Source organism: Arthrobacter sp. 05N425 (genome assembly GCF_056397125.1).
Window position 1 is genome coordinate 22,143 of the sequence record NZ_JBFTMU010000006.1, and the last position, 26,164, is coordinate 48,306.

Below are 26,164 nucleotides of genomic sequence, written 5' to 3' on the forward strand. Positions count from 1 at the left end.
AGGAAGTCATCGGTGCAGGCACAGCGGGCCACGCGGTGCGCCGGTCCCCCGGACAAAGGTCCGGGGGAAGGCGCGACGTGGCTAGAGATGCTTGTAGACGTCTTCCAGGCTGAGTCCTTTGGCGAGCATCAGAACCTGCAGGTGATAGAGCAGCTGCGAAATTTCTTCCGCGGCGGCCTCATCGGATTCGTACTCGGCAGCCATCCAGACCTCCGCTGCTTCCTCCACGACTTTCTTGCCGATGCCGTGGATTCCGGACTCCAGTTCGGCGACGGTGCGGGAGCCCTCCGGGCGGGTGGCTGCCTTCTCACTCAGTTCTGCGAACAGCGACTCGAAATTCTTCACACCCTCCAGCCTACTTGTTCACGGCCGGAGCACGCCTGCCGGGCCCTTGCATGACGGCCCGGATGTGAGCGAATACACAGCTTAGGAGTACTGCTTGAGCGTGACGGCGGTGGCCAGCGCGGCGGTGACGGCCTCGTGGCCTTTGTCCTCGGTGGAGCCGGGGAGGCCGGCGCGGTCGATGCCCTGCTGCTCGGTGTCACAGGTCAGCACGCCGAAGCCGACCGGCACGCCGGTGCGGACGCTGACCTCGGTCAGGCCGAGGGTGGCGGCTTCGCAGACGTACTCGAAGTGCGGGGTGCCGCCCCGGATCACGACGCCGAGCGCCACGACGGCGTCGAAGTGCGGCGCCAGCCGGGCTGCCGCGACCGGCAGTTCAAAGGTTCCGGGGACGCGCAGCACGGTCGGTTCGGTGATGCCGGCGTCCTTGGCGGCGCGCAGCGCGCCGTCGAGCAGGCCGTCCATGATCTTGGTGTGCCAGCTGGCGGCCACGATGGCCAGTTTCAGCCGTGAGGTTTCGTCGGGCTGGAAGGTGGTCAGGTCAATCTGGGGTGCGCCGTGGCCGCTCATGGGAGCTCCTTGCTGTGGGAGGTGTCTGGGGGTGCTTGCTTGGGGGTGCTGCGGGAGGGCTCAGCCCTGTTCGTGCTCGAAGCCGAGCTGTCCGGCGGCGGGCGCGGCGGGCTCCATGTCGAGGACCAGCCGGTGGTCCATCCGGTCCTTCTTGGTCTGCAGGTAGCGGAGGTTCTGTTCCCGGGAGGGCACCTCTGTGGGGACCATCTCGACCACCCGGACGCCGGCCTGGGCCAGCCTGTCCTGCTTGTCCGGGTTGTTGCTCAGCAGGCGGATCTCGTGCAGGCCCATCTCGGCGAGGATCTGGGCCGCTGCCTTGTAGCAGCGGGCGTCCACCGGCAGGCCCAGCTGCTCGTTGGCCTCGACCGTGTCGAAGCCGGCCTCCTGCAGGGCATAAGCCTTGATCTTGTTGGCCAGGCCGATGCCGCGGCCTTCCTGGCCGCGCAGGTAGAGCAGCGTGCCGCCGAATTCGTGGATCATCTCCAGGGCATAGGCCAGCTGTTCGCCGCAGTCGCACCGGTAGGACCCAAACACGTCCCCGGTGAGGCATTCGGAGTGCAGCCGGACCAGGGGGGCCTGGCCGTCCGTGGCCGGCAGCGGGGAGCTGACGGCGAGGTGTTCGGCGCCGGTGTCCAGATCGGTCCAGGCCTGCGCCACGAAGTCGCCGTACGCGGTGGGCAGCTGGACGATTGGCCCGCCGCTGACCGGATGCGGCTGCTGTCCCGGGGTGGCCGGCTGCGCTTCAGAAGTCGTCATTGTCTCTCCTCAATCCAGGTGTCAGGCGGATGCCGCTGCGTGGCTGCCGGGGTTACCGGCCTCAAGGTAAGCCACCAGGTCGGCAATCGAGATCAGCGGGCAGCCATGTTCGATCGCGAAACCGCGAAGTCCGTCCAGCCGCATCATTTCTCCGTCGTCGTGCACCAGCTCTGCAATTACGCCCACGGGCTCCAGGCCGGCCAGCCGGCACAGCTCAACAGCCGCCTCGGTGTGGCCGGGACGCTCCCGCACACCCCCCTTAACGGCGCGGAGCGGGAAAACATGCCCGGGACGGGTCAGCGAATTTGGCTGGCTGGTCGGATCGGCCAGGATCCGGGCCGTCAGGGCCCGGTCGGTGGCCGAGATTCCGGTGCTCACGCCCACCGCCGCGTCGCACGAAACCGTGTACGCGGTGCCTTTGGAGTCCTGGTTGATCGCCACCATCGGCGGCAACGCCAGTTCGTCCGCCCGTTCACTGGTCAGCGGTACGCAGATGACGCCGGAGCTGTAGCGGATGGTCCAGCCCATCAGCGCCGGGGTCGCGTGCTGCGCGGCGAAGATGATGTCGCCTTCGTTTTCGCGGTCCTCGTTGTCGACCACCAGCACCGGCCGGCCGGCGGCCATGGCGCGGATCGCGTCTTCGATCGGGTCCAGCGCGGCGGGCGCGTCCACGGCGAGTCCGCGGTTCTCCTGCAGCCGGCTCATGATGCGGCCGCCTGGCGGTGCGCAGCCTCCGGGCGGGGCGTGGCGGGGGCGAAGGCGAGCAGCCGTTCGGTGTACTTGGCCAGCACGTCCACTTCAAGGTTCACGCGGGCGCCGATGGACTTGGCGCCCAGGCCGGTTTCGGCCAGGGTCGTCGGGATCAGGCCGACTTCGAACCACGGCGCCGGCTCCGGCGCCGGGCTCACGGCCGTAACGGTCAGGGAGACGCCGTCGACGGCGATCGAGCCCTTCTCCGCGATGTAGCGGGCCAGCCCGGCCGGCACACCGAAGCGCAGCCGGTCCCAGTTGCCGAGCGGCTCGCGTTCCAGCAGTTCGCCGACGCCGTCGACGTGCCCCTGCACGACGTGGCCGTCGAGCCGGCCGCCGGCCTGGACGCAGCGCTCGAGGTTGACCGGATCCCCGGCTGCCAGCCCGCCGATGGTGCTGCGGACCAGGGTCTCGCCCATGACGTCGACGCTGAAGTCCGCGCCGTCGATGTCCGTGGCGGTCAGGCAGACGCCGTTGACGGCAATCGAGCCGCCGTGGGCCAGTCCCTCGGTGCTGCCGGGGGCGTGCAGGCGCAGCGTGGCGCTGGTTTCGCCGTCGCGCTCGACGGAGAGCACCTTCCCCTGCTCGGCGATAATTCCGGTAAACATCAGTAGCCTCCTGCGGCGGTGTCCGCGTCGCTGCGCGGGGTGGAATCGGATGAAGTGTCAGTGGCGGGGCGCAGGTGCAGCCGCAGGTCGCGGCCCAGCATCCGGACGGCGCCGCCGGAGGCCTGGTCCCAGTCCCAGTGCTGGGCATCGGCGAGGGTGCCGATGCCGAGGTCCTCCAGGGCCGGTGTGCCCGAGCCAAGCAGCGTCGGGGCCAGATAGACGATCAGCTCGTCGACGAGGCCCGCGGCGAGGAAAGCGCTCAGGATCCGCGAGCCGCCTTCGACCATGAGGTGCCGGACGCCGGCGTCGAACAGTTGGTCCAGGGCCTCGCGGGGGTCCCGGGTCGGCAGGTGCAGCGCCTTGCCGTCGCCGCCGTTGACGGCGGCGCCGTCGGGAATCCCGCGCAGGCCCATGACGGCCCGCAGCGGCTGCTTTTCCGCGGCTGCGCCGTCGGGGGTGCGGGCCGTGAGCCGCGGGTTGTCGACCAGGACCGTCTGCGTGCCGACCAGGATCGCATCGATCCGGCCCCGCAGCGCGTGGTTGTCGGCGAGCGACTCGGGGCTGGAGATCCACTGGCTGGTGCCGTCGCTGGCCGCGATCCGGCTGTCCAGGGTCTGGGCGATGTGCAAGGTGACGAAGGGCCGTTTGGCGGCGACGGCGTCGAACCAGCGCCGGTTGAGCTCGAGGGCTGCGACGGCGCCCAGGCCCGACCGGACCCTGACACCGGCGGCGCGCAGGGTGGCCGCTCCCCCGGCGGCGGGATCATGCGGGTCGTCGATGGCGTAGACGACGTCGGCCACGCCGGCGTCGATGATGGCCTGGGCGCAGGGGCCGGTGCGGCCGCAGTGGTTGCACGGCTCGAGCGTGACCACCATGGTGGTGCCGGTCAGGTCCAGCCCGGCCGCCGCGGCCTGCGAGATCGCGTCGGCCTCGGCGTGGGGGGTGCCGGCGCCGCGGTGGTGGCCGGTCACGAGGGGTGTGCCGTCGGGCCCGATAATGACGGCGCCCACCAGCGGGTTCGCACCCCGCGGGCCCTGCGCCGCGGCGGCGAGGGCGGCATCCATGGCGGCCGTCTCGGCGGCGCTGAAGCCGGCGGCGGCGAAGCCTTCCTTGTCCGGTTGTTCCTGCGGCCCGGCGGCCGCCTGCTGAACGCTCATTTGCCGCCCGCCCGGTCCCGTAGGACCGCGGAGTCGGCGAAGAGCCATCGCAAGGGGTTCATGTCTGTCGTTCCTTCCCTCAAGAACCGCGATGGCTCCGGGGGTATACGACAGCGCAATTCCGCGGCGCCGTGAGGGCTCCGCAGTAACAGCTGTACGTGCTTCTCTCATCCAGACTTTAACTGTCGGTACCGGAGTTCCACCGGTTCAACCGTCCGCCGTCATCCTTCCCCAAGGGAAGAGTGCCGGCTCGCGGGTCGCGGACTATAACCGCCGGTTCGGACTTACACCGACCCCGGAGCACGTATGTGTGTAGCTATTCTGACACAACCGGGCGGACGGCCCGGCTATTCCCGCGGAACGGACGGTACAACGTTCGTCATGTTCCGGCGGGCTAGCGGCTGCCCGCGGCCCGCAACCGCCCGATCGCATCCGCCGGGTCGTCTGCGCCGTAGACAGCGGAGCCGGCCACAAAGACGTCCGCCCCGGCCTCGGCGGCACGCCAGATGGTCTTCTCCGTGATTCCGCCGTCCACCTGGATCTTGATATCCAGGCCGGAGGCGTCGATTGCCGCCCTGGCCCGGCGGATCTTGGGCAGCGTGAGGTCCAGGAATTCCTGGCCGCCGAAGCCGGGTTCCACCGTCATGATGAGGATCATGTCCAGCTCGCCGAGCATGTCCAGGAACGGCTCCACGCCGCTGCCGGGCCGCAGCGCCAGGCCGGCCTTGGCGCCGCGGGCGCGCAGCTCGCGGGCCAGTTTCACCGGCGCGATGGATGCTTCGGCGTGGAACGTCACGGAAGCCAACCCGGCGTCGGCGTAGGCAGGCGCCCAGCGGTCGGCGTGCTCGATCATGAGGTGCGCGTCCAACGGGATCGGGCTGACTTCCTGCAGCCGCTGGACCACCGGAAGCCCGAGCGAGAGATTGGGCACAAAATGGTTGTCCATCACGTCCACGTGCACGGCGTCAGCGGTCCTGATCTTGTGGAGCTCGGACTGGAGGTTCGCGAAGTCCGCCGAAAGGATGCTCGGGTGGATGCAGCAATGGGCCATGGATTTCCTTGTCGTTGCGCTGGTCGGAAGGTCAGGTAACTGGTGCCAGTATGGCCGAAGCTCAGGCTTTCTTGTGGATCAGCGCCAGGAACATGGCGTCCGTCCGGTGCCGGTGCGGCCAGAGCTGGGCAGTGAGGTCGTGGCCGGCCTCGAGGTGGCCGGTGAGGCTCACCGCGTCGAGGGCCGCGCCGGCGTCGAGCAACTCGAGGTCGTCGCGCTTGCGCAACGCGTCGCTGACGACGGCGGTGGTCTCGGCCGGGTGCGGGGAACACGTCACGTAGGCCACCACACCGCCGGGCTTGACCGCATCGAGGGCCGACTTAAGCAGTTCCCGCTGCAGCGGGCCGAGATCGACAAGGTCCTTGGGGGTGCGCCGCCAGCGCGATTCCGGGCGGCGGCGCAGCGCGCCCAGTCCGGTGCAGGGTACGTCCACAAGCACCCGGTCGAAGCTTTCCGCCATCTCGGACCCGACCTCGCGGCCGTCGCCGGTGCGGACATGCCAGACCTCGTGCGGGACGGCGGCGAGGGCCTGACGGACAAGTTTCGCGCGGTGCGGCGCCGGCTCGTTGGCGAGCAGGGTGGCGCCGTGCTGCCGGGCCAGGGCGCCGAGCAGGGCTGCCTTGCCGCCGGGTCCGGCGCAAAGATCAAGCCAGCGTTCGCCGCCGGCCTGGCTGCCAGGGCCGCCGACGGCGCTTTCGGCGCCGCCCGCGCCGGTTCCCGCAGCAAGGTCCACGGAGGCCAGGGCGCGCGCCACCAGCTGCGAGCCGACGTCCTGGACCCGGGTGCTGCCATCCCGCACCGAGGCAAGCCGGCCAAGGTCGCCGCCGCTGGAGAGCGCCGAACCTTCCACGAGCTCGCCGGGTGTGGCGCCGCTTTCGAGGGCTTCGTCGAGGCTGCCGAGACCGGGCAGCGCCACGAGGTTCACCACGGGCGCGGCGTTGTCTGCCTCAAGGAGGTCGTTGATTTCGGTCACCGGGCGGCCATGCGCCACCAGGGACTGCCGGAAGGCGCGCACGATCCACTCGGGGTGGGCGTAGCGGACCGACGCCACCTTCGTCTCGTCCGGCTCGTCGCGAAGCAGCAGCTCCAGCCACTCGTCCAGCGTGTGCGCGGAGACCTTGCGGAGCACGGCGTTGATCAGGCCGGAGGGGCCGGCGCCGATCACGGCGCGGGCCAGGCCGACGGTCTCGTCGAGCGCGGCGTGCGCCGGGACCCGCATGGCCAGCAGCTGGTGCGCGCCGATCCGCAGGGCGTCGAGGATGGCCGGGTCCAGCTGGTCCAGCGGGCGGTCCACGCAGCGGGCAAGGATCGCGTCATAGGTGCCCTGGCCGCGGAGGGCGCCGTAGCTGAGCTCGGTGGCGAAACCGGCGTCGCGCTTGTCCAATCCGTGATGCCGGATCCGGGCCGGCAGCACGAGGTTCGCGTAGGCGTCCTCGGCGGCCACCGCACGCAGCACCTCAAAGGCGACCAGCCGCGCCGGGTCGGCTCGACGGCTGCGCTGGGAGGGGGCACTTTCGGTGTAGCTGCGCTGCGGTCCGCGGTTCCGTTCGCGTCCCTGCGCGTTCCGCTTCACGCCGCCCCGGGGGCCCTGGCCGCCGCGGCCGCCGGACCCCTGGCCGCCGGACCCTTGTCCGCCGGATTGGGGGCCCCTGGCCCGGCCGCTGCCATTTGATCCGGATTCGCTCATTCGAAGACCACGCTTTCCAGTGTTGCCTGTCCGCGCGCCCAGTCGGCGGCGGTCATCATTTTCTTGCCCGCAGGCTGGACCCGGGTGAGCTCAACGGGGTGCGAGCCGGTCCCGACCAGGACGGCTTTCCCGTCGAGGGCCAGGTGTCCCGGGCGCAGGGCCGGAGCCCCGGGCCGGAGCAGTACCGGTTCGAGCTTGATGCGCTGTCCGTCCAGCGTGGTCCAGGCCCCGGGTTCCGGCGTCACTCCGCGGGCGCGGCGTCCGATCGCGAGTGCCGGCTGCTGCCAGTCGAGCCGGCCGTCCTCGAGGGTGAGTTTCGGGGCCAGGCTGATGTCGCCCTGCTGCGGCACGGCGGTGGCCTTGCCGGCGTCGACGGCGGAGAGTGTCTGGGTCAGCAGCACGGCGCCGCTGTGCGAGAGTCGGTCCAGCAACTCCCCCGCGGTGTCCGTGGGCCGCACCGCCTCGGTCAGGGTGCCAAACACGGGTCCGGTGTCCAGGCCCTCTTCGAGCCGGAAAGTCACGGCGCCGGTGATGTCGTCCCCGGCGATGAGTGCCCGCTGCACAGGCGCAGCCCCGCGCCAGGCCGGCAGGAGCGAAAAGTGCAGGTTGATCCAGCCGTGCCGGGGAACGTCCAGGGCCGCCCGCGGAATGAGTCCGCCGTAGGCGACGATTGCGGCAACGTCGGGCGCGGCCGCCTCGATCCTGGCCGTCACTGCCGCATCGACCTTGGCGGCATGGATGACCTCGATGCCGAGCTCCGCGGCGCGGGCGGCGACCGGCGAGGGCGTCAGGACGCGTTTGCGTCCCAAGGGAGCATCCGGCCGGGTCAGGACGGCGACGACGTCGAAGCCGGCCGCGACGAGGGCGGCCAGCGAGGGGACGGCGACGGCCGGGGTTCCCGCGAAGAGGACCCTCACTGGCCGGTTCCGAAGGAGGAACCCGCGCCGAAGCTCGAGCCGACGGTCTTGGCGCGCTTCGACGTCGTCTGCTCGGTGATGGAGTCGTAGTTGGCGTTGCGGATGGCGCGCAGGGCCGCTTTGCGGTCCTCGCCTTCGAGCCGGTCGGTGAAGAGGATCCCGTCCAGGTGGTCCGTTTCGTGCTGGAAGACCCGCGCGAGCATGCCCTCACCTTCAAGCACCACCGGGTTGCCGTGCACGTCGACGCCGGTGACGCGGGTGCTTTGGCGCCGGCGGACCGGGAACCCCAGTCCGGGAATGGAGAGGCAGCCTTCCACCTCGTCCGGCTGGAAGTCTTCGCTGTTCTCCAGCACCGGGTTGATGATGTGGCCCTCCACCCCGCGGATGCGGTAGGTGAAGACCCGCTGGCTGATGCCGACCTGGGGTGCGGCCAGGCCGGCGCCCTCCACGTCCTCCATGGTTTCGGTCATGTCGGCAACGAGCTTTTCCAGCTCAGGCCCGAATTCCGTCACGGGATCGGCAACTGTGCGCAGCACCGGGTCCCCAATGATGCGGATATTCAAAATGGCCATGGGCAATCTGTCCTCACGGTGGGCTGCTTGGGATCCCATCCAGTTTAGTGGCAGCCTCGGGCTTCCGGCTCAGCGGGCCACCGGCGGCGCGATCGGCAGCAGGGCTGCTCCGGCGGCCGAGGTGTCGGCGGACATCTCCCAGACGCGGCGCAGCGCGCAGAACTTCCACCAGTGATGCTTGAGCACCTCCGGGTTGGCCCGCTGCGGCCGGACCTCGGTCTCGCCGATGGCCACCGCGAGGAGGATCGGGGAATCGCCGTGCTGCCAGGCTTCCCACTCCCCTGCCACCGGGTCCACGAGGCTTTCCTCCGCCTTCATGCCGGCCACCAGCTGCATGACGACCTTGTCGTCGAGCGGTTTGACCGTGCCGTCCCGGCTGGTGCCCTTGGTCTTGTAGTCGATGAGGCAGGTGCGGCCATTGATCTTGGCCACCAGGTCAAGGGTTCCCGCGTAGCCCACGGTCTTGTTCCAGACCGTGATCTCCGGGGCTATCGGCTCCACCTGGAACAGTTCCCACCATTCGTCGAAGCGCGCGGCGAAGGCTTCCTCGCCGTTGGCCGCGAGGGCCTCACGGGTTTCCTTCATCTGGTGCGGCCGGCCAAGCGCCCGCAGGGCCACCTGCTCGCAGTAGTTGTGCACGCGGTCGCCACGCTTGGCGGCGTCGTCCCGGTGCGTTTCGGCTGCCTTCGCCGCCCGGCTTACCGCCTGCCGCACCTTGGCCGGGCTCCCCAGGATCGCCGGCAGCGAGGGATCCGCCGCGAGGCTGCTCGCACCCATGTAGCCGAACCAGCCGTCCAGGCCGTGGGGCTGCTGGCCGATCACGGTGGTGATGGAGGGTACGGAGAACTGCTCGGACGTGGAACGTGCATACATCCGGCCGTAGTCGGTGGCGTGGGCGAGAAGCGGGGCGGTCATAAAAAGACTCTTTCACAGGGGTCGGACGCTCTAGGGAAAACAAAATGGCCCGCCCCGCTCTGTGAGCGGAACGGACCATTTTCCAGGTGGGCGATACTGGGTTCGAACCAGTGACCTCTTCGGTGTGAACGAAGCGCGCTACCACTGCGCCAATCGCCCCGGTGCCATTGAATGCTAGCCCACCCCGGCGGAATATAGAAATCGGCGCTCCGGATGCCGGGCGGACCCCCTCGGCGACCCGGCCTGGCTGCGCCCGTTGGACGAAGATGGCCGCTTTCCGGGGTCATTTGGCGGCCACGATTGGCGAATCGGTGGGGCGGGGGCGGAGGGCAGGTCGGTGCCGGCCCGGACCGCGCCCCGCTGGACGAAGATAGCCGCAATACGGGTCGGCTTAGCTGCCGTCTGCGGCAATCGGCGGAACGGGCTCGCCCCAACGATTCGCAGGCCTTCCCCCGGCACCGCTCCTTCGCTGACCGCGTCTGCCTCCGCCGTCGTCGTCGGACACCATGTCCGCCGCCCCGCCCAGGCGACGTGAGAACGGGGGCGAATTACACTCCTGTAATTAGCAAAATCCCCTAGATTGCGGGGAAGAACGGGGGTCCGGTGACGCCGGACGCGGCCCGATTTGTAGATTCCCTGAACCTCCTATAGAGTTCTTACTCGTTGGAACGCGAGGAAATGCCGAATACGGCAGGGAATCGCAGGCAACAATGCGGACGTAGCTCAGCTGGTAGAGCACCACCTTGCCAAGGTGGATGTCGCGAGTTCGAATCTCGTCGTCCGCTCGCAGGACACTGTCACGGCAACAGTTCTTCGGAACTGTGTCTACACGGTGGGTTGGCCGAGAGGCGAGGCAGCGGCCTGCAAAGCCGTATACACGGGTTCGAATCCCGTACCCACCTCGGTGAAAACCCTGGTTTCCGGTTCCGGCCGGATGCGAAAGGGGCGATTGGCGCAGCGGTAGCGCGCTTCCCTGACACGGAAGAGGTCACTGGTTCGATCCCAGTATCGCCCACCAAAGCAAGGCAACTTGCTTGATCCAGTACCACCGGCCTGCCGGAATGGACTAAAAATGCGGACGTAGCTCAGCTGGTAGAGCACCACCTTGCCAAGGTGGATGTCGCGAGTTCGAATCTCGTCGTCCGCTCTGTCGTTTCACCAGATTCACACAACTCCACTCCGGATCCTTCCGGTTGCGGGCGATTGGCGCAGCGGTAGCGCGCTTCCCTGACACGGAAGAGGTCACTGGTTCGATCCCAGTATCGCCCACCATGAAAGCAGCTCCCCCGGAGCTGCTTTTTTCGTTCCCCTTCCCACGGCCCCGCACAGAGTCTTTCTCCTCTGGGCGTACACCCTTGGCACGTCCCCACCCGGCGGTTAGGATCGGAAGCGCTAGGAGCGATCTGGCTCCGCGACTGAAGGGAGGTGCCCGTGGGTTTACTTGACGATCTAAAGGGCAAGGCTCAGCATCTGATTGGTGGCAACGAACAGGCCATCAAGGACGGCATCGAAAAGGCGGGTGATTTCGTCGATTCGAAGACCGGCGGAAAATACGCCGACAAAGTAGATTCCGCCCAGCGAGGCGCCTCCGACTTCGTGGACAACGCGGACGGCCGGCCGGCAACGGCCCCCGTCGCAGAGCCGCACGTCGCGGGTGAGCCACCAGTCGCCGGGGAACCCCGGCAGCAGGGCCTCTGACCCAGGTACGTCAGCGAGGTGCCGGTCCCGCCGCGAGGCGGCGCCGGCACCTTTGTCGTTTAACGACCGACGCGGGGTCAGCCCCAACTGGCTCGCAGTWGTTGTCGTTTTGAGCCCTCAAAACGACAACTACTGCGAGTTAGTTGGGTTCCTACCGCGGCCGGGGCTAGGACGGCTCGTGGTTCTGGCCCTCACGGGCGAGGGCGGTGAGCCGGGACACGGCACGGAAGTACTTCTTCATGTACCCGCCGGTCATCATTTCCTCGGTGAAGAGCTGGTCGAACGGCACGCCGCTGGCCAAGATCGGCACGTCCTTGTCGTACAGCCGGTCCGCCAGGACAACGAAGCGCAGCGCCACGGCCTGTTCGGTGATGGTCTCGACGTTGCGCCACACCACGCCGTCGATCCCGTCGATCAGCTGCCGGTAGCGGCTCGGGTGCACCCCGGCCAAGTGGTTGATCAGGGTACTGAATTCATCCTTGGCCACCGTCTGGCCGTCGAACTCCGCCTGCATATGGTGCGTAAGCTCGTCGTTGCGCAGCGGCGCTGGCGCCTTCGGCAGGCCGCGGTGGCGGTAGTCCTCGCCGTCGATCCGGACGACGTCGAACTGGTCCGCCAGGACTTGGATCTCGCGCTGGAAATCGACGGCGGCGAAGCGGCCGTCACCGAGGGAGCCGGGCAGGGTATTGGACGTCGCGGCGAGCTTGACCCCGGCGTCGGCGAGCTCGCGCATCAGCCGGGACATCAGCACCGTGTCACCCGGATCATCAAGCTCGAACTCATCGATGCAGACCAGCTTGTAGTGGCTGAGCGCCTCCACGGTCTTGCGGAACGACAGCGCCCCCACCAGGTTGGTGTACTCCACGAAGGTGCCGAAGGCCTTGGGGCCCGGGGCCGCGTGCCAGAGCGAGGCCAGCAGGTGGGTCTTGCCGACGCCGAAGCCGCCGTCGAGGTAGATGCCCGCCCGCGAGGTGTCCTTCTTGCCGAAGAGCCGCTTGAACAGGCCGTCGCCGTCCCGGGAACCGACACCGGCGGCAAAGCTTTGCAGGGCATGCACCGCGTGGGCCTGGCTGGGCTGGGCCGGATCCGGCCGGTAGCTGGCGAAGGACACCCCGCCGAAGCGCGGCGACGGATAAAACCCGTTGAGGAGTTCATCGACGGAAACCGCCGGGGTTCTGGCGGCGAGCTGTTCGATCTGTACCAAGGTGGTCCGTTCTGCTGGTCTCGTGTCCCCAGAAAGAATACCGGCAAAGGCCGGGTTCCCTTCCGGGCGCGGGAACGGACGTGACCAAGGCCATATTTCCGCGTATGTAGGCCCGGGAAGCAATCCCGCCGGGGCATGGTTAGTGTGGAGGCAGACCCGGCGCCGTGCACCACCCCTGGCCCGGCCTCCCAAAAGCCCCAGTGAAAGGCCCACTTCATGCCCTACCCGGTTGAGCAGAACGAGAAATTCAGCGCCTACGCCCACCCCGAACGCCTGGTTTCCACCGAGTGGCTCGCGGCGGCACTTGAAGGCGGTGCGCTCGACGGCGGCAAACTGGTGGTCGTCGAGTCGGACGAGGACGTGCTGCTGTACGAAACCGGCCACATCCCCGGCGCGGTCAAGATCGACTGGCACACCGACCTGAACGACGAGGTCACCCGCGACTACGTGGACGGTGAAGCGTTTGCCGCCCTGGCCGCCGCGAAGGGAATCTCCCGGGACAGCACCGTGGTGATCTACGGCGACAAGTCCAACTGGTGGGCCGCCTACGCGCTGTGGGTCTTCACCCTCTTCGGCCACGAGGACGTCCGGCTGCTCGACGGCGGCCGCGACAAGTGGATCGCCGAGGGACGCCCGATCACCACGGACCGGACAGTGCCCGCGACAGGCGACTACCCCGTGGTCGAGCGCAACGACGCCCCGATCCGCGCCTTCAAGGAGGACGTGCTGGCGCACTTCGGCAAGCCGCTGATCGACGTCCGCTCGGCCGAGGAGTACACCGGCCAGCGCACCCACATGCCGGCTTACCCGGAAGAGGGCGCCCTGCGCGGCGGCCACATCCCCACCGCCGCGTCCATCCCCTGGGCCCGCGCCGCAGCGGAGGACGGCACCTACCGCAGCCGCCCCGAACTCGAGGCCMTCTACCAGGGCGAGGCCGGGCTCAAGGAAGGGGACGACGTCGTTGCCTACTGCCGGATCGGTGAGCGTTCCAGCCACACCTGGTTCGCGCTGAAGTACCTCCTGGGCTTTGATACCGTCCGCAACTACGACGGGTCCTGGACCGAGTGGGGAAACGCCGTGCGTGTCCCGATCGTCAAGGGCACCGACCGTGGCACCGTTCCGGCCGGATTCTAGGGGCAGTCACCGGATCCGACCGGGACACAATCGCCGCCCGTGCGTAAGCTGGGACTGATGAATACTTCTGCCCTGCCTGCCGCCCTCGCGGAAATTGTTGACGACTTCCAAGCCCTCGAAGAAGCCGAGCGGCTCCAGCTGCTGCTCGAGTTTTCCCGGGAGCTGCCGGATCCTCCGGCGCGCCTCCAGGACCACCCGGAGCTGATGGAGCAGGTGGTGGAATGCCAGTCGCCGCTGTTCCTGACGATCGAGACGGAACCCGGCGTCGACCGCCAGTCCGGCGGCGCACCGGAGCGCGTGCGCTTGTTCTTCAAGGCTCCGCCGGAGGCCCCCACGACGCGCGGTTTCGCCGGCGTGCTGCACGAGGGCCTCGACGGGCTTAGCCCGGCGGAGATCCTGGCCGTCCCGGACGATATGCCCGAACTCCTCGGCCTCACGCGCGCCATCACTCCCCTGCGGATGCGCGGTATGACGGCGATGCTCGGCCGGATCAAGCGCAAAGTCGCCGCCCTGCCGCAGCAGGGCTGAGCCGGTCCGGTGGCCCGCAAACAGGCATCCCAGGGAACACCTGCCACCGCGGCACTCGCGGCGGCCGGGGTTTCCTTCGTTGCGTACCCCTACAGCCATGATCCCGCCGCGGCCAGCTACGGCCTGGAGGCCGCCGAGGTACTGGGGATCGACCCCGCCCGGGTGTTCAAAACCTTGATGGTCGACGTCGACGGGCGCCTCGCCGTCGGCGTCGTGCCGGTCAGCGGCAACCTGGACCTGAAGGCGATGGCGGCGGCCCTGGGCGGCAAGAAGGCCGCGATGGCGGACCCGGCGACGGCGGAGCGCCGCACCGGCTACGTCCTGGGCGGCATCTCCCCGCTGGGACAGCGCCAGCCCTCCCCCACCGTGGTCGACGTGAGCGCGTTGGAGCTGGAAACCATCCTGGTCTCGGGCGGCCGCCGCGGCCTGGACCTGGAGCTCAGCCCGGCCGAACTGATCCGGCTGACCGGCGCCAGCACGGCCCGGATCGGCACCTCCAACCACCGCTAACGGCTCCGGCGGTGGGAGCCTTAGCCCGCGGGTGACGGCCGGGGCGCGAGCTGCTGCCGGAGCCAGGCCGTGACCAGCGACTCCCAGCGCTCCGGGTCGACGTTCCATTCCTTCGTGTGCCGTGCCGTGCTGAACGCTTCGAAGGTCACCATCTCCGGATTCTTCTCCGCCAGGTCCGCGGACGGGCCGTAGGGAACGTATTCGTCGTCGACGGAGTGCAGGATCAGCGTCGGTGTCCGTAGCTCCACGGCACGGGAGACCCAGTCCATCGCCTTGAGGTCCACGGGGGCGGCCAGGCCGGTCAGGCGGCGGCCCAGCGGGTGGCTCATCATTAACTGCCCGTAGCGTCCGACGGCGGAGGGGATCCGGTTCAGCTCGGCATGGTGCGCCAGGACATTCACCCAGTTAATCACCGGGGCGTCCAGCACCATGGCCCGGATCAGGTGGTGGTACCGGGACAAATCCGCGGTCTGCAGGCAAATCGCGCCGCCCATGGACCAGCCGAAGAGCACCACCTCGTGCGCCCCCTGCTCCAGCGCATATCCGATCGCGGCTTCGACGTCCCGCCACTCGGTGGAGCCCAGGCCGTAGCGGCCATCCGCGGCCGACGGGGCCAGGCCGTCATTGCGGTAGGAGATCAGCAGGCTGGAGAGGCCCAGCTCGCGGGCCACCCGGACGGCGCGCAGGCCCTCCTGCCGCGAGGCGCCGCGCCCGTGCACCATGATCGCCCAGGTGTCCGAGGTCGGCGTCCCGGCCGCCGGGGCGGCCCTGACCTGCCACGCTGGTGCCGTCCCGCCATCGACCTCAATCTGCACCTCTTCGAACGGCAGTCCGATCGCCGCGGGGTCGGGGTGCACGGCACCGCTCCAGTAGCCGCGGCGCGCCGTGGTCAGGTCCCCGCTGTAGACCGCCTCGACTTCGCGCAGCACGGTCTGCTCCGCGGGCGAGTAGGACAGGATGCGGCCGAGGCGGGCATGGCCGCGGCCACCGTCGAAAAAGAAACCGTAGACGCCCTCCACGGTGGAATCGGGGGTCGCCTTGAGGATGACCTGCAGGCCTCGGCCCTCTCGGATTACGGCCAGCACCTCCTGGTCCTCCTCGCGAACCCGGACCGGGGTGATGACACGCCGGGCGAAGTAGAGGGCCAGCGCCGAGGACCCGGCGGCGAGCAGTCCGGCTGCGGCGCTTCCGCCGATGATGCCGCCCACCGCCCACCTGGCGTTCCCCTTCAGCCCGGTGTCCAGCACGCCGGTGTCCGGGTTTCCCGCGGGCAGAGCGCGGGAACTGGATCGGGCAATCAGGGTCCGGGGCGTTGGCGGGGCGAGGCGCGGGGTGGATGCCATGGCACCATTCTTACCGAACTCCGGGCCAACCCCGGCATCCGGCGCACGAATACCGCCGCCGGTGCGGGGGCCAGCCCCGGCGCAATACGGCTAGGCTGGGGGCATGAGCGACCCAATCGTCATCCTGACAGAAGAGCCCCTCGGCGCGGACGACCGCGTCAACATCGAAACCCTCGTGGCGGACGGTGATTCGCCGCTGGTCGTCCTGGTCCCGGCGAACACGGAGCGCCACCTGCTGGTGGACTTCCTGGAGAACCTCTCCATGCTGGAGGTCGCCAAGGCGTTCCGGGAGTTGACTGCCAAGCATCCCGATCCGGCCGTGGAACGGACGGCGGCGGCCGAAACGCTCGCCGCGTCGCTCGCCGCGCTGGGCGGAATCGGCGGAGGCGTGACCGGCGAAGTCGTCGAGGGCCGGGCCGTTGACGCCCTGGTCGCCAAGGTCAAGGAGCTGAACGCCGGGCAGGCCGTGGTGATCACCAGGCCGCACGCCGTCGCGGACACCTTCCACACCGACTGGGCCAACGAGGCGCAGGACAAGCTCGGCCTGCCGGTGCTGCATTTGTACGCCGGATCGGGATTTATCGGGGACTCCTGAGCGTTATTGAGGTCATGAGCATCTTCAGCAACAAGCCCAAAGTCGCGCCCGTCACCTCCCCCGCGTCCTCCCCCGCCCATGACGACGCCGGTTCCGCCGGCGCGCCGGCGGAACAGGTGCGGGCCGGCCAGGCGCCGGTGGAAAAGTCCGACCAGCAGTGGCGCGAGGAACTGAGCCCTGAGGAATACCKGGTCCTCCGCCAGGCCGGAACGGAACGGCCCTACACCGGAGAGTACTGGGACACCCACACCGCGGGCGTGTACCAGTGCCGGGCGTGCGGCACCGAACTCTTCACCAGCCGGGAAAAGTTCGATTCGCACTGCGGCTGGCCGTCCTTCTGGGCCCCGCTTGCGGATGGCACGGTGCGCTACATCCACGACCGGACCCTGGGGATGGAGCGGATCGAGGTGCGGTGCGCCGCCTGCGATTCGCACCTGGGCCACGTGTTCGAGGGCGAGGGCTACGGCACGCCCACGGACCAGCGCTACTGCATCAACTCGGTCTCCCTGAAGCTCGTCCCCGCGGCCGAGTCCGCCGCCTCCGGCACGGACGCCTGAGCCAGCCCCGGTCCCGCTGGAGCTGGAACGCTGGGCGCAGCTACCATGCCTCAGAGTTCCTTATGCTCAGCCCATTTTTGAGTTAGAGCTTCTGTTTGCTTGCTACGCTCGCCGTAGACGTTCCCAGCAACCAGAAAGGCGACTGACGATGACCATGACCGCCCTCACCGCCCCTGCCCCGATCACTGCCGGCTCCCCGGAATGGCAGCGGCTCAAGGCTGCCGCCACCGCCCTGCAGGCCCTCCAGAGCCAGGACGGCTCCGTGCCCGATGCCGCCGACCATCAGGCGGCGGCTGGACACGTCGCCGCCATCACGGACGCCGTCTCCGCCCTGGCCCCGGCCTTCCCGCACGACGCGCGGTACCTGGAACTGCTGGCCGTAGACTTCAAGCGCTGGGCCGACGGCGGCTTCGGCGTACCCGACTTCCTCGACTCGCTGCAGGCCTTCCAGCCTCAGCAGCACCGGGTCAACGGCCTGCAGCACCTCGTGGTCTTCCCGATGTACACCCAGAACGGCAGCAGCAACCGCCTGGTCGAGGCCGTGCTGATCGAGGTCATCTGGCCCGAGTTCATTGCCGGCCTGGAAGCGGGCGAGTACTCCAATAAACTCTTCGTGCCGATCCGCTTCCTCGACTTCACCCCCGGCTACGACACCAACTCGGCAGTACTGTTCCCCGAGACCGTGGCCGTCCGTGAGACCCCCACCTTCACCTGGGGCGCCATCTTCGCCGACCGCGAGGCCGCCCGCTTCCGCCGCGTGCTGCGCGCCGCCGCCGAGATCACCTCGCTGCAGCTCCCGGAGGACGCCGCGGGACTGCTCGAAGACCAGCAGCTGACCCAGGAAACCTTTGTCATGTGGGACCTCATCCACGACCGCACCCACATGCGCGGTGACCTGCCGTTCGACCCGTTCATGATCAAGCAGCGCATGCCGTTCTTCCTGTACTCACTTGAGGAACTCCGCTGCGACCTCACCGCCTTCCGCGAGTCCGTGAAGATCGAAAAGGACGAGGAGGCGGATCCGGAAGCCCGCCGTCACGCCAAGCTGGTCCAGTACGCCGTCATCTTCGACCGCATTTTCCGCTTCGCCATCACGGGCAGCCGGGTCCGCAACTATGACGGCCTCGGCGGCCAGCTGCTCTTCGCCTGGATGCACCAGCACCACGTGCTGCACTGGACCGACAGCAAGCTCAGCATCGACTGGGACGAAGCGGCCGACGTCGTAGTGGAACTCGGCGCCCGGATCGAGGAACTGTACTGGCGCTCGATCGACCGCCCCAAGATGGCCCACTGGCTGGCCGCCTATGAGCTGATCTCCGGCACCGTCACGCCCAACCCGGCCTCGGTCTGGGCCAAGGGACCGGACGCCCTGCCGCTGGACGGGCCGCCGCGCGGCCTGACCGACCAGGTGCTCGACGACGAGTTCCCGCTCTCCATGTTCTACGAGGCGCTGGAGAAGAAGATGCGGAACGTGATCGAATCAACCGCCGGCATCACGGGGTCGACGGACGCCAACGCTGACACCAACGCTGCCGCTGGCTCCACCAGCCAGGCCATGAACGCCGGATGAGCGACGGACGCGCCCTCAACGTCCTGGTAGCCGGCGGCAGCAGCCCGTCCGGGATCGCCGTGGCCCGCGCCCTCCGGGGTGCCGGGCACACGGTGTTCACCGTTGGTTCCGATCCCGCCCGGATCGAGGCCGCCGCCGCGGAAGCCGGCGACGGCGTGGTGCCGCTGGCCTGCGACCTGGCCGATCCGGCGGCGGTCCGGGATCTCCACGCGTCGCTGACGGAGCGGGCCGGACGCGTCGACGGCGTGATCCACCTGGTGGGCGGCTGGCGCGGCGCCAAGGGCATCACCGACCAGAGCGACGAGGACTGGGCCTTCCTGGAACGCAACGCCGTCACCACGCTCCGCAACGTCAGCCGGACCTTCTACGACGACCTGGCCGCCTCGGATGCCGGGCGCCTGGCGATCGTCTCGTCCACCGCGGTGGCCAGCCCGACGGCGGCCGGCGCCAGCTACGCGGCGGCCAAAGCCGCCGCCGAGGCCTGGACCCTCGCGGTGGCCGACGGCTTCCGGCGCGCCCAGTCCGGGAAGTCCGGGAGCTCCGCGGCCTCCGGAACCGCAGCCGAACCGGTGGAGCAGCACAGCGCCGCCGTCGTCTTCGTGGTGAAGGCCCTCGTCGACGCGGCCATGCGCGCAGCCTCCCCGGAACGCAAGTTCCCGGGCTTCACCGACGTCGAGGAGCTGGCGGCGGCCGCCGTCGGGCTCTTCCGGACCCCCGCCGCGGAAATGAACGGCCGGCGCCTGCCGCTTAGCCAGTAAGCCGGCACCTCTACACTGAAAGCGTGAGCAACGAGATGACCAGCACGGTCGAAACCAACACCATTGACACTGCCCCGGCCAGCACCGCGCTGCGGCTCCATGATCCCTCCGTCCGGGGCTTCGCCTCGGACAACTACTCCGGTGTGCACCCCGAGGTGCTCGCCGCCTTGGCCGCCGCCAACGAAGGCCACCAGGTGTCCTACGGCGAGGACGATTACACGGCCCGCCTGCAGCAGCTGATGGAGCGGCACTTCGGTTCGGGCATCGAGTGCTTCCCGGTCTTCAACGGCACCGGCGCGAACGTCCTCTCGCTCCAGTCCCTGCTGCCGCGCTGGGGCGCCGTCATTTGCGCCTCCACGGCCCACATCAACATGGACGAGAACGGCGCGCCGGAACGGATCGGCGGCATCAAGCTCCTGCAGGTCCCGACGCCGGACGGCAAGCTCACCCCCGCCCTGATCGACCAGGAGGCCTGGGGCTGGGGCGACGAGCACCGCGCGCAGCCGCTGGCGGTCTCGATCACGCAGACCACCGAGCTGGGCACCTGCTACACCCCCGAGGAGGTCCGCGCCATCGCTGAGCATGTCCACTCCAAGGGCATGAAGCTGCACATGGACGGCGCCCGGCTGGCCAACGCCGCCGCCCACCTCGGGGTGCCGCTGCGCGCCTTCACCCGCGACGCGGGCGTGGACATCCTCTCCTTCGGCGGCACCAAGAACGGGCTGCTTTTCGGCGAGGTGGTGGTGGCGCTTAACCCCGACGCCGCCCACGGCCTGGTCTACCTGCGCAAAATGAACATGCAGCTGGCCTCCAAGATGCGGTTCATGTCCGCGCAGTTCATCGCCCTGCTCGAGGGCGACCTGTGGCTGCGCTCGGCCTCGCACGCCAACGCGATGGCGGCCCGGCTGCGCGCCGGCGTCGAGTCGATCCCCGGCGTCGAACTGAGCCAGAAGACCGAGTCCAACGGCGTCTTCGCCGTCCTGCCCGCCGGCGTGGCGGACCGGCTGCGGAAGTCCTTCCGGTTCTATGACTGGAACGAGGCGGCCCGCGAGGTCCGCTGGATGTGCTCCTTCGACACCACCGAGGAAGACGTTGATTCCTTTATCGCCGCGATCAAGCGCGAGCTCGCGGCCGGCTAGGTGCAAGCCGGTCCCGGCCGGGCGGCGAGCCTGCCGGGCCGGGACGGGCACCGTGCATAATCTTTCACTGTGAACCCACTCGACCAGGTTCCGGCGGATTTCCTCTTCGCCCTGGGGACGCTTCGAAAAGCACGGTGCCGCAGCGAGTTGCGCCTCGATGAGATCCCGGCCCCCGGCCGGCTCGCTCCCTACGCGGTGGCGCTCGGCGCGGAAGTCGTCGTCCCCGGCGACGCCGCAACAGGTGCGGTCCACGGCCCGGCGGCCGCGGCGCTGGCCCCGGCGTCCGGCAGCGACGACGTCGAACTCGCCACCGGCCGTTTTATCCTCCTGCATGACCCGGACGGCTCCGCGGTCTGGGACGGCGAATTCCGGATCGTCACCTACATCCGCGCCCAGCTTGAGCCGGACATGGGCAACGACGAGATGCTCGGCTCCGTCGCGTGGACCTGGCTCGTGGAGGCGCTGGAAAACCACCAGGCGGAATACCGCTCGGCCGGCGGCACCGCCACCCGGGTGCTCTCGGAAAGCTTCGGCACGCTCGCTGGCCGGCCCGGCACCATCGACATTGAACTCCGCGCTTCCTGGACACCGGCCGGCCGGGACATCACCGCCCACCTGGAAGCGTGGTCGGACATGGTCTGCACCTTTGCGGGCCTGCCGCCACTGCCCGACGGCGTCTCCGCACTGCCGCGCCGACGCCCACGGCAGCCATGACCGGACCCCGGCGGCCGCGGCCTCGGCCTGCAACGACGGCGATGTCGGTAAACTGGAGTCATCATGACCCCTCATAATCCGGAAATCACCACCGCGGGCACAGCCCCAAGCACGGCCGCCACCACAGCCTCCAGCACCGCAGAGGCGGCTGGCGCGCCGGCCCACATCACGGTGGAAGGCTTCGACAGCCTGGTCCCCGAGGTCATCGACCTCGACGCTCCCCGCGACGGCGTCCCGCTCGTTATCGAGACCCAAGCAGGACTGGAACGCTGTGCCGCAGCCCTGGCCGCCGGCCACGGCCCGGCGGGAGTGGACGCCGAACGCGCCTCCGGATTCCGGTACGGCCAGCGCGCCTTCCTCGTCCAGATCCGCCGCGAGGGCGCGGGCACCTGGCTGATCGACCCGGAGCCCTTTGGTGACCTGCGCATCATCAATGAGGCCCTGCGCGGCGTCGAGTGGATCCTGCACGCGGCCAGCCAGGACCTCCCGTGCCTGTCCGAACTCAGCATGTGGCCGGACAAACTCTTTGACACCGAACTCGCCGCACGGCTGGCCGGACTGCCGAGGGTTGGCCTCGCCGCCGTCATCGAACAGCTGCTGGGCTTCGGCCTGGCCAAGGAACACTCGGCGGCCGACTGGTCCACCCGGCCGCTGCCGGAGCCGTGGCTGCGCTACGCCGCGCTCGACGTCGAGGTCCTCACCGAGCTCCGCGAGGAGCTGATCGAACTCCTCACCGCCGACGGCAAACTGGAGTACGCCGAGCAGGAATTCGCCGCGATCCTCGAAGCCGGCCAGGCCCCGCCGCGCGTCGACCCGTGGCGCAAGACCTCCGGGCTGCACCAGATCCGCGACCGCCGCCAGCTCGCCGCCGTGCGCGAACTCTGGCTGGAGCGCGACTCGCTGGCGCAGAAGCGCGACGTCGCCCCGGGCCGGCTTATCCCCGATTCCTCCCTCGTTGCCGCCGCCAAGGCCATGCCCAGCACCGTGCCGCAACTGCTCGGCACCAAGGGCTTCCACGGCAGGGCCGCGCAACGCGAGGCTCCGCGCTGGCTGCGCTGCATCAGCACGGCCCGCAGCCTTGAGGAACTCCCGCCGCTGCACCTGCCCACCAACGCTCCCCCGCCGCCACGCGTCTGGGCCGACCGGGATCCGGAGGCCGCGGCACGGCTCGCCACCGCCCGGCCCAAGCTGCAGGCCCGGGCCGAGGAGCTGAACCTGCCGGTCGAAAACCTGCTCACCCCGGACTACCTCCGCCGCGTGGCATGGCGTCCTCCCGCGGAGATCAGCGAGGAAGGCATTGCCGAGGAGCTCCAGAACCTCGGCGCCCGCCAGTGGCAGATCCAGCTCACTGCTCCGCTGATCGCAGAGGCTTTCCTGAACCCGCAGCCGCTGCCGCCCAAGGAAGCCAAGCCTGCCGCGGCCTCCGTGGCCTCCCCTGCCGAAGCAGCGCCCAACGCCGTTTCCTGACGGGCTGCCCGTCACTCCTTGCCAGCTATGTTACTCATGAGTAACATAGCTAGGGATGCCGCCAGGATCACTCCTGCTTCCCGAGCCCACCGCCCGGGGGCGGAAATCCGGCACCCATGTCTCAATGAGGAGTAATACGTGAGCCAAGCCAGCAGCGCAAAGCCGACAATCGGACAAAGCAGGACCATCCGCGAGGTCGTTTTTGTTGACGGCGTCCGCACCCCGTTCGGCCGCGCCGGCGAGAAGGGCATCTACGCCGGAACCCGCGCCGATGACCTCGTGGTCAAGTGCATCCGCGAACTCATGCGCCGCAACCCGGCACTGCCGGCCGAGCGCATCGACGAGGTGGCCATCGCCGCCACGACGCAGACCGGTGACCAGGGACTGACCATCGGCCGCACCGCCGCCCTGCTGGCCGGGTTGCCGCGGACCGTTCCCGGCTTCGCGATCGACCGGATGTGCGCGGGCGCCATGACCGCCGTGACGACGACCGCCAGCGGCATCGGCTTCGGCGCTTACGACGTCGTCATTGCCGGCGGCGTGGAGCACATGGGCAACCACCCGATGGGCGCCGGCGCGGACCCCAACCCGCGCTTTATGTCCGAACGGATCGTCGACCCCGCCGCCCTGAACATGGGCAACACCGCGGAGAACCTGCACGACCGCTTCCCCGCCATCACCAAGGAACGCACGGACGCTTACGCCGTGGCCTCCCAGGACAAGCTGGCCGCGGCCTACGCCAAGGAACAGATCCAGCCGGACCTGGTCCCCGTGGCCACCATGAAGCCCGGCCAGGGCTGGACGGTCAACACCGTGGACGAACCGCCGCGCCCGGGCACCTCGGTGGAAGACCTCGCCGCGCTGCGCACCCCGTTCCGCGCGCACGGCCGCGTCACCGCCGGCAACGCCGCCGGCCTCAACGACGGCGCCACCGCGGCGCTGCTGGCCTCCGCCGACGCCGCCGAGGAGCTTGGGCTGCCGGTCAAGATGCGCCTGGTCAGCTACGCCTTCGCCGGCGTCGAACCGGAAGTCATGGGCATCGGGCCGGTCCCGGCCACTGAAAAGGCGTTGAAGAACGCCGGGCTCGGCATCGACGACATCGGCCTGTTCGAAATCAACGAGGCCTTCGCCGTCCAGGTCCTCAGCTTCCTGGACCACTTCGGCATCGCCGACGACGACCCCCGGGTGAACCGCTACGGCGGCGCGATCGCCGTCGGGCACCCGCTCGCTTCGTCCGGCGTCCGGCTGATGAACCAGCTGGCCCGCCAGTTCGAGGAAGACCCCGGTGTCCGCTTCGGCATGACCACCATGTGCATTGGCCTGGGCATGGGTGCCACCGTCATCTGGGAGAACCCGCACCACGCCGACTACGGCACCGACTACACCACCAAGACTGGAGCCGCAGCATGAGCGCCGCAGATTTCCACAAGCTTGCCGAGCTGTTTCCGAACGAGACGGTAACGCATTCCTACGTCCAGGACATTCAGCTTCCCGCCGTCAACGGCACGAGCCCCGGCACCTTCGCCCTGGTCACGCTGGACAACGGCCTGGACCATTCGAAGCCCACCACCCTGGGCCCGAACACCCTGATCGAGCTCGGCACCGTGCTCGAGGGACTGCGGGACCGTGCCGCGCGCGGTGAGATCTTCGGCGTCGGCGTGACCGGCAAGCCGTACTTCCTGGTCGCCGGCGCGGACCTGTCCACGGTCAAGTCGGTCAGCGGCCGTGAACAGGGCCTCTGGATGGCCCAGCTCGGCCACGACGTCTACGCCACCCTGGCGAACCTCGGCGTCCCGAGCTTCGCGTTCATCAACGGCCTGGCCCTGGGCGGCGGGCTGGAGATCGCCCTGCAGTCCACCTACCGCACCGTCTCCACCGGAGCCGGCGCGCTGGCCCTGCCGGAAGCGTTCATCGGGCTGATCCCGGGATGGGGCGGGGTCTACATCCTGCCGCGGCTGATCGGCCCCGAGAACGCCCTCAAGGTGATGATCGAGAACCCGCTGAGCAACAACCGCACCCTGACGGGTCCGCAGGCCCACGACCTCGGCGTGGCGGACGCCATCTTCGAGCCGGCCGACTTCGTCGAACAGTCCGTCGCCTGGGCCGCGCAGGTGATCGCCGGCGCAGTCGTACCGGAACGCGCCAACGCCGTCGACCCCTCCGCGCCGGACGTTGCCGAACGCTGGGCCGGCGCCGTCGCGGCGGGCCGCGCGTTCGTGGAGGCCAAGACCTCCAATGCCTCCCCGGCCCCGGCCAAGGTGCTGGACGTGCTGGAGGCCAACCGCACCCTGACGCAGGCCGAATCGGCGGAGCTGGAGTGCCAGACCCTCGCGGACCTCATGCAGACCGACGAGTTCCGCTCCACGGTGTACGCCTTCCTGGACCTCGTGCAGCGCCGTTCCAAGCGCCCTGCGGGCGCCCCGGACCGCAAGCTCGCCCGCCCGGTCACGAAGATCGGCGTCGTCGGCGCCGGCCTGATGGCCAGCCAGCTCGCACTGCTGTTCGCCCGCCAGCTCAAGGTGCCCGTGGTCATGACGGACATCGACCAGGCGCGCGTGGACAAGGGTGTGGACTACGTGCACGCGGAGGTGGACAAGCTGCTGGCGAAGAAGCGGATCAGCGCGGACGCGGCCAACCGGACCAAGGCCCTGGTCAGCGGCTCGGTCTCCAAGGAGGCCTTCGCCGACGCCGACTTCGTCATCGAGGCAGTGTTCGAGGAGCTCAGCGTCAAGAAGCAGGTGTTCAAGGAGGTCGAGGCGATCGTCTCGCCGGAGTGCATCCTGGCCACCAACACCTCCTCGCTGTCCGTCACGGCCATGGCCGAGGACCTGCAGTACCCCGAGCGCCTGGTGGGCTTCCACTTCTTCAACCCGGTGGCTGTAATGCCGCTGCTGGAGATCGTCCGCGCCCCGAAAACCGACGACGCCGTGCTGGCCACCGCGTTCGAACTGGCCAAGGGACTGAAGAAGTCCGCGGTGCTGGTCAAGGATGCGGCCGCCTTCGTGGTCAACCGGCTCCTGTTGCGGCTGATGGGCGAAGTGACCGCGGCCTTCGATGAGGGAACCCCCGCCGAGGTGGCGGACAACGCACTGCGCCCCATGGGCCTGCCCATGACGCCGTTCACGCTCGGCGCCATGGTGGGGCTGCCGGTCGCCCAGCACGTGCAGGAATCCCTGCACGACGCCTTCGGGGACCGTTTCACCGTGTCCCGGAACCTGCAGGCGCTGATCGACAACGGAGTCAGGTCCATCTGGGACCCGGCCTCGGTGAAGGCCGGCAGTCCGGTCATCCCGGCCGAGACCCTGGCCCTGATGACCTTCGGCGATTCGCCCTCGACGGCAGAGGAAGTGCTGCGCCGCACGCAGGACGCCCTCGCGGAGGAGATCGGCCTGATGCTGGCCGAAGGCGTGGTGGCCGGACCTGAGGACATCGACCTCTGCATGATCCTCGGCGCGGGCTGGCCAATGTTCCTGGGCGGCATCACCCCGTACCTGGACCGGGTGGGCGCCTCCGAGCGGGTCACCGGCAAGAAGTTCCTGGCACCCGGCGTGGCCTCCGAACCAGCAGCCTAGCAACCAAAGACGAAGGCGCCGCTGCCCCGGCCATCACGGCGCGGGCGGCG

Annotated in this window: 26 protein-coding genes, 6 tRNA genes and 1 riboswitch; of the genes, 18 read left to right on the forward strand and 14 right to left on the reverse strand. The window is 69.2% G+C overall.

The window, feature by feature from the left end:
* Positions 1-81: 81 nt before the first annotated feature.
* The 12 genes from AC1DGE_RS10150 to AC1DGE_RS10205 all read right to left on the reverse strand — a co-directional run bounded on the left by AC1DGE_RS10150 (position 82) and on the right by AC1DGE_RS10205 (position 9,484).
* Positions 82-345: a phosphoribosyl-ATP diphosphatase gene (locus AC1DGE_RS10150; RefSeq protein WP_175321714.1), complete on the reverse strand. Its 264-nt coding sequence runs from the start codon at positions 343-345 to the stop codon at positions 82-84.
* Between the two features lie 81 nt (positions 346-426).
* Positions 427-912 (reverse strand): 6,7-dimethyl-8-ribityllumazine synthase, encoded by a 486-nt coding sequence (gene ribH, locus AC1DGE_RS10155; protein WP_441418791.1) that lies wholly within the window; start codon positions 910-912, stop codon positions 427-429.
* A gap of 60 nt (positions 913-972) precedes the next feature.
* Positions 973-1,668, reverse strand: a complete 696-nt coding sequence (gene ribA, locus AC1DGE_RS10160; protein WP_476909547.1) for a GTP cyclohydrolase II — start codon at positions 1,666-1,668, stop codon at positions 973-975.
* 21 nt (positions 1,669-1,689) lie between these two features.
* Positions 1,690-2,373: a 3,4-dihydroxy-2-butanone-4-phosphate synthase gene (gene ribB / locus AC1DGE_RS10165; protein ID WP_476892696.1), complete on the reverse strand. Its 684-nt coding sequence runs from the start codon at positions 2,371-2,373 to the stop codon at positions 1,690-1,692.
* Positions 2,370-3,026, reverse strand: coding sequence for a riboflavin synthase (locus AC1DGE_RS10170; RefSeq protein WP_441418794.1), 657 nt, complete (start codon positions 3,024-3,026; stop codon positions 2,370-2,372). The genes ribB and AC1DGE_RS10170 overlap by 4 nt, the downstream gene beginning before the upstream one ends.
* On the reverse strand, positions 3,026-4,183 hold the full coding sequence (gene ribD, locus AC1DGE_RS10175) for a bifunctional diaminohydroxyphosphoribosylaminopyrimidine deaminase/5-amino-6-(5-phosphoribosylamino)uracil reductase RibD (RefSeq protein WP_476909546.1): 1,158 nt from the start codon (positions 4,181-4,183) through the stop codon (positions 3,026-3,028). Before ribD ends, AC1DGE_RS10170 begins: the two co-directional genes overlap by 1 nt.
* A gap of 154 nt (positions 4,184-4,337) precedes the next feature.
* Positions 4,338-4,491, reverse strand: a riboswitch (FMN riboswitch).
* An 86-nt stretch (positions 4,492-4,577) separates the two neighbouring features.
* Positions 4,578-5,234, reverse strand: a complete 657-nt coding sequence (rpe, locus tag AC1DGE_RS10180) for a ribulose-phosphate 3-epimerase (protein ID WP_441418795.1) — start codon at positions 5,232-5,234, stop codon at positions 4,578-4,580.
* A gap of 61 nt (positions 5,235-5,295) precedes the next feature.
* Positions 5,296-6,921, reverse strand: a complete 1,626-nt coding sequence (locus tag AC1DGE_RS10185; RefSeq protein ID WP_476917405.1) for an RsmB/NOP family class I SAM-dependent RNA methyltransferase — start codon at positions 6,919-6,921, stop codon at positions 5,296-5,298.
* Positions 6,918-7,838, reverse strand: a complete 921-nt coding sequence (fmt, locus tag AC1DGE_RS10190; protein WP_476917406.1) for a methionyl-tRNA formyltransferase — start codon at positions 7,836-7,838, stop codon at positions 6,918-6,920. The genes AC1DGE_RS10185 and fmt overlap by 4 nt, the downstream gene beginning before the upstream one ends.
* Positions 7,835-8,410, reverse strand: a complete 576-nt coding sequence (def, locus tag AC1DGE_RS10195) for a peptide deformylase (protein ID WP_476917407.1) — start codon at positions 8,408-8,410, stop codon at positions 7,835-7,837. The genes fmt and def overlap by 4 nt, the downstream gene beginning before the upstream one ends.
* A 69-nt stretch (positions 8,411-8,479) precedes the next feature.
* Positions 8,480-9,325 carry a cytochrome gene (locus AC1DGE_RS10200; protein WP_476892701.1) on the reverse strand — a complete coding sequence of 282 codons (846 nt, stop codon included), beginning with the start codon at positions 9,323-9,325 and terminating at the stop codon, positions 8,480-8,482.
* An 87-nt stretch (positions 9,326-9,412) separates the two neighbouring features.
* Positions 9,413-9,484 (reverse strand) — tRNA-Val (locus tag AC1DGE_RS10205).
* Positions 9,485-10,037: 553 nt separating this feature from the next.
* On the opposite strand from AC1DGE_RS10205, the gene AC1DGE_RS10210 reads away from it, so the two are divergent.
* From AC1DGE_RS10210 to AC1DGE_RS10235, 6 genes are all read left to right on the forward strand, one after another.
* Positions 10,038-10,110: transfer RNA gene (locus tag AC1DGE_RS10210), tRNA-Gly, on the forward strand.
* A 46-nt stretch (positions 10,111-10,156) separates the two neighbouring features.
* Positions 10,157-10,227 (forward strand) — tRNA-Cys (locus AC1DGE_RS10215).
* A gap of 41 nt (positions 10,228-10,268) precedes the next feature.
* Positions 10,269-10,343, forward strand: a tRNA-Val gene (locus tag AC1DGE_RS10220).
* A gap of 56 nt (positions 10,344-10,399) precedes the next feature.
* Positions 10,400-10,472 (forward strand) — tRNA-Gly (locus AC1DGE_RS10225).
* Positions 10,473-10,522: 50 nt separating this feature from the next.
* Positions 10,523-10,597, forward strand: a tRNA-Val gene (locus AC1DGE_RS10230).
* A 159-nt stretch (positions 10,598-10,756) separates the two neighbouring features.
* On the forward strand, positions 10,757-11,023 hold the full coding sequence (locus tag AC1DGE_RS10235) for an antitoxin (RefSeq protein WP_175321703.1): 267 nt from the start codon (positions 10,757-10,759) through the stop codon (positions 11,021-11,023).
* Between the two features lie 166 nt (positions 11,024-11,189).
* Here the strand turns inward: AC1DGE_RS10235 and zapE are convergent, their stop codons facing one another.
* Positions 11,190-12,227, reverse strand: a complete 1,038-nt coding sequence (gene zapE, locus AC1DGE_RS10240) for a cell division protein ZapE (RefSeq protein ID WP_441418800.1) — start codon at positions 12,225-12,227, stop codon at positions 11,190-11,192.
* Between the two features lie 216 nt (positions 12,228-12,443).
* On the opposite strand from zapE, the gene AC1DGE_RS10245 reads away from it, so the two are divergent.
* From AC1DGE_RS10245 to ybaK, 3 genes are read left to right on the forward strand one after another with little or no spacing between them, the layout of a single operon-like run.
* Positions 12,444-13,361 (forward strand): sulfurtransferase, encoded by a 918-nt coding sequence (locus AC1DGE_RS10245; RefSeq protein ID WP_476917408.1) that lies wholly within the window; start codon positions 12,444-12,446, stop codon positions 13,359-13,361.
* Positions 13,362-13,418: 57 nt separating this feature from the next.
* Positions 13,419-13,889, forward strand: a complete 471-nt coding sequence (locus tag AC1DGE_RS10250; RefSeq protein WP_441418802.1) for a SufE family protein — start codon at positions 13,419-13,421, stop codon at positions 13,887-13,889.
* Between the two features lie 9 nt (positions 13,890-13,898).
* Positions 13,899-14,399, forward strand: coding sequence for a Cys-tRNA(Pro) deacylase (gene ybaK / locus AC1DGE_RS10255; RefSeq protein ID WP_476917409.1), 501 nt, complete (start codon positions 13,899-13,901; stop codon positions 14,397-14,399).
* Between the two features lie 20 nt (positions 14,400-14,419).
* On the opposite strand, the gene AC1DGE_RS10260 is transcribed toward ybaK, so the two are convergent.
* Positions 14,420-15,742 (reverse strand): alpha/beta hydrolase family protein, encoded by a 1,323-nt coding sequence (locus AC1DGE_RS10260; protein ID WP_476909543.1) that lies wholly within the window; start codon positions 15,740-15,742, stop codon positions 14,420-14,422.
* A gap of 103 nt (positions 15,743-15,845) precedes the next feature.
* On the opposite strand from AC1DGE_RS10260, the gene AC1DGE_RS10265 reads away from it, so the two are divergent.
* The 9 genes from AC1DGE_RS10265 (at position 15,846) to AC1DGE_RS10305 (ending at position 26,114) form a co-directional block, all read left to right on the forward strand.
* Positions 15,846-16,337 carry a hypothetical protein gene (locus AC1DGE_RS10265; protein ID WP_441418805.1) on the forward strand — a complete coding sequence of 164 codons (492 nt, stop codon included), beginning with the start codon at positions 15,846-15,848 and terminating at the stop codon, positions 16,335-16,337.
* Positions 16,338-16,351: 14 nt separating this feature from the next.
* Positions 16,352-16,894 carry a peptide-methionine (R)-S-oxide reductase MsrB gene (gene msrB / locus AC1DGE_RS10270; RefSeq protein ID WP_476917410.1) on the forward strand — a complete coding sequence of 181 codons (543 nt, stop codon included), beginning with the start codon at positions 16,352-16,354 and terminating at the stop codon, positions 16,892-16,894.
* Positions 16,895-17,042: 148 nt separating this feature from the next.
* Positions 17,043-18,464, forward strand: a complete 1,422-nt coding sequence (locus tag AC1DGE_RS10275) for a DUF6421 family protein (RefSeq protein ID WP_441418807.1) — start codon at positions 17,043-17,045, stop codon at positions 18,462-18,464.
* Positions 18,461-19,222, forward strand: a complete 762-nt coding sequence (locus AC1DGE_RS10280) for an SDR family oxidoreductase (protein WP_476917411.1) — start codon at positions 18,461-18,463, stop codon at positions 19,220-19,222. The genes AC1DGE_RS10275 and AC1DGE_RS10280 overlap by 4 nt, the downstream gene beginning before the upstream one ends.
* A 35-nt stretch (positions 19,223-19,257) precedes the next feature.
* Positions 19,258-20,361 carry a threonine aldolase family protein gene (locus AC1DGE_RS10285; RefSeq protein ID WP_476909560.1) on the forward strand — a complete coding sequence of 368 codons (1,104 nt, stop codon included), beginning with the start codon at positions 19,258-19,260 and terminating at the stop codon, positions 20,359-20,361.
* Between the two features lie 69 nt (positions 20,362-20,430).
* A complete protein-coding gene (locus AC1DGE_RS10290; protein ID WP_476917412.1) occupies positions 20,431-21,075 on the forward strand; it encodes a DUF3000 domain-containing protein in 645 nt (214 codons plus the stop codon).
* Between the two features lie 63 nt (positions 21,076-21,138).
* Positions 21,139-22,542 (forward strand): HRDC domain-containing protein, encoded by a 1,404-nt coding sequence (locus tag AC1DGE_RS10295; protein ID WP_476917413.1) that lies wholly within the window; start codon positions 21,139-21,141, stop codon positions 22,540-22,542.
* Between the two features lie 138 nt (positions 22,543-22,680).
* Positions 22,681-23,952, forward strand: coding sequence for a thiolase family protein (locus AC1DGE_RS10300; RefSeq protein WP_441418811.1), 1,272 nt, complete (start codon positions 22,681-22,683; stop codon positions 23,950-23,952).
* Positions 23,949-26,114, forward strand: coding sequence for a 3-hydroxyacyl-CoA dehydrogenase NAD-binding domain-containing protein (locus AC1DGE_RS10305; RefSeq protein WP_476917414.1), 2,166 nt, complete (start codon positions 23,949-23,951; stop codon positions 26,112-26,114). Before AC1DGE_RS10300 ends, AC1DGE_RS10305 begins: the two co-directional genes overlap by 4 nt.
* The last annotated feature ends 50 nt before the right edge of the window (positions 26,115-26,164 follow it).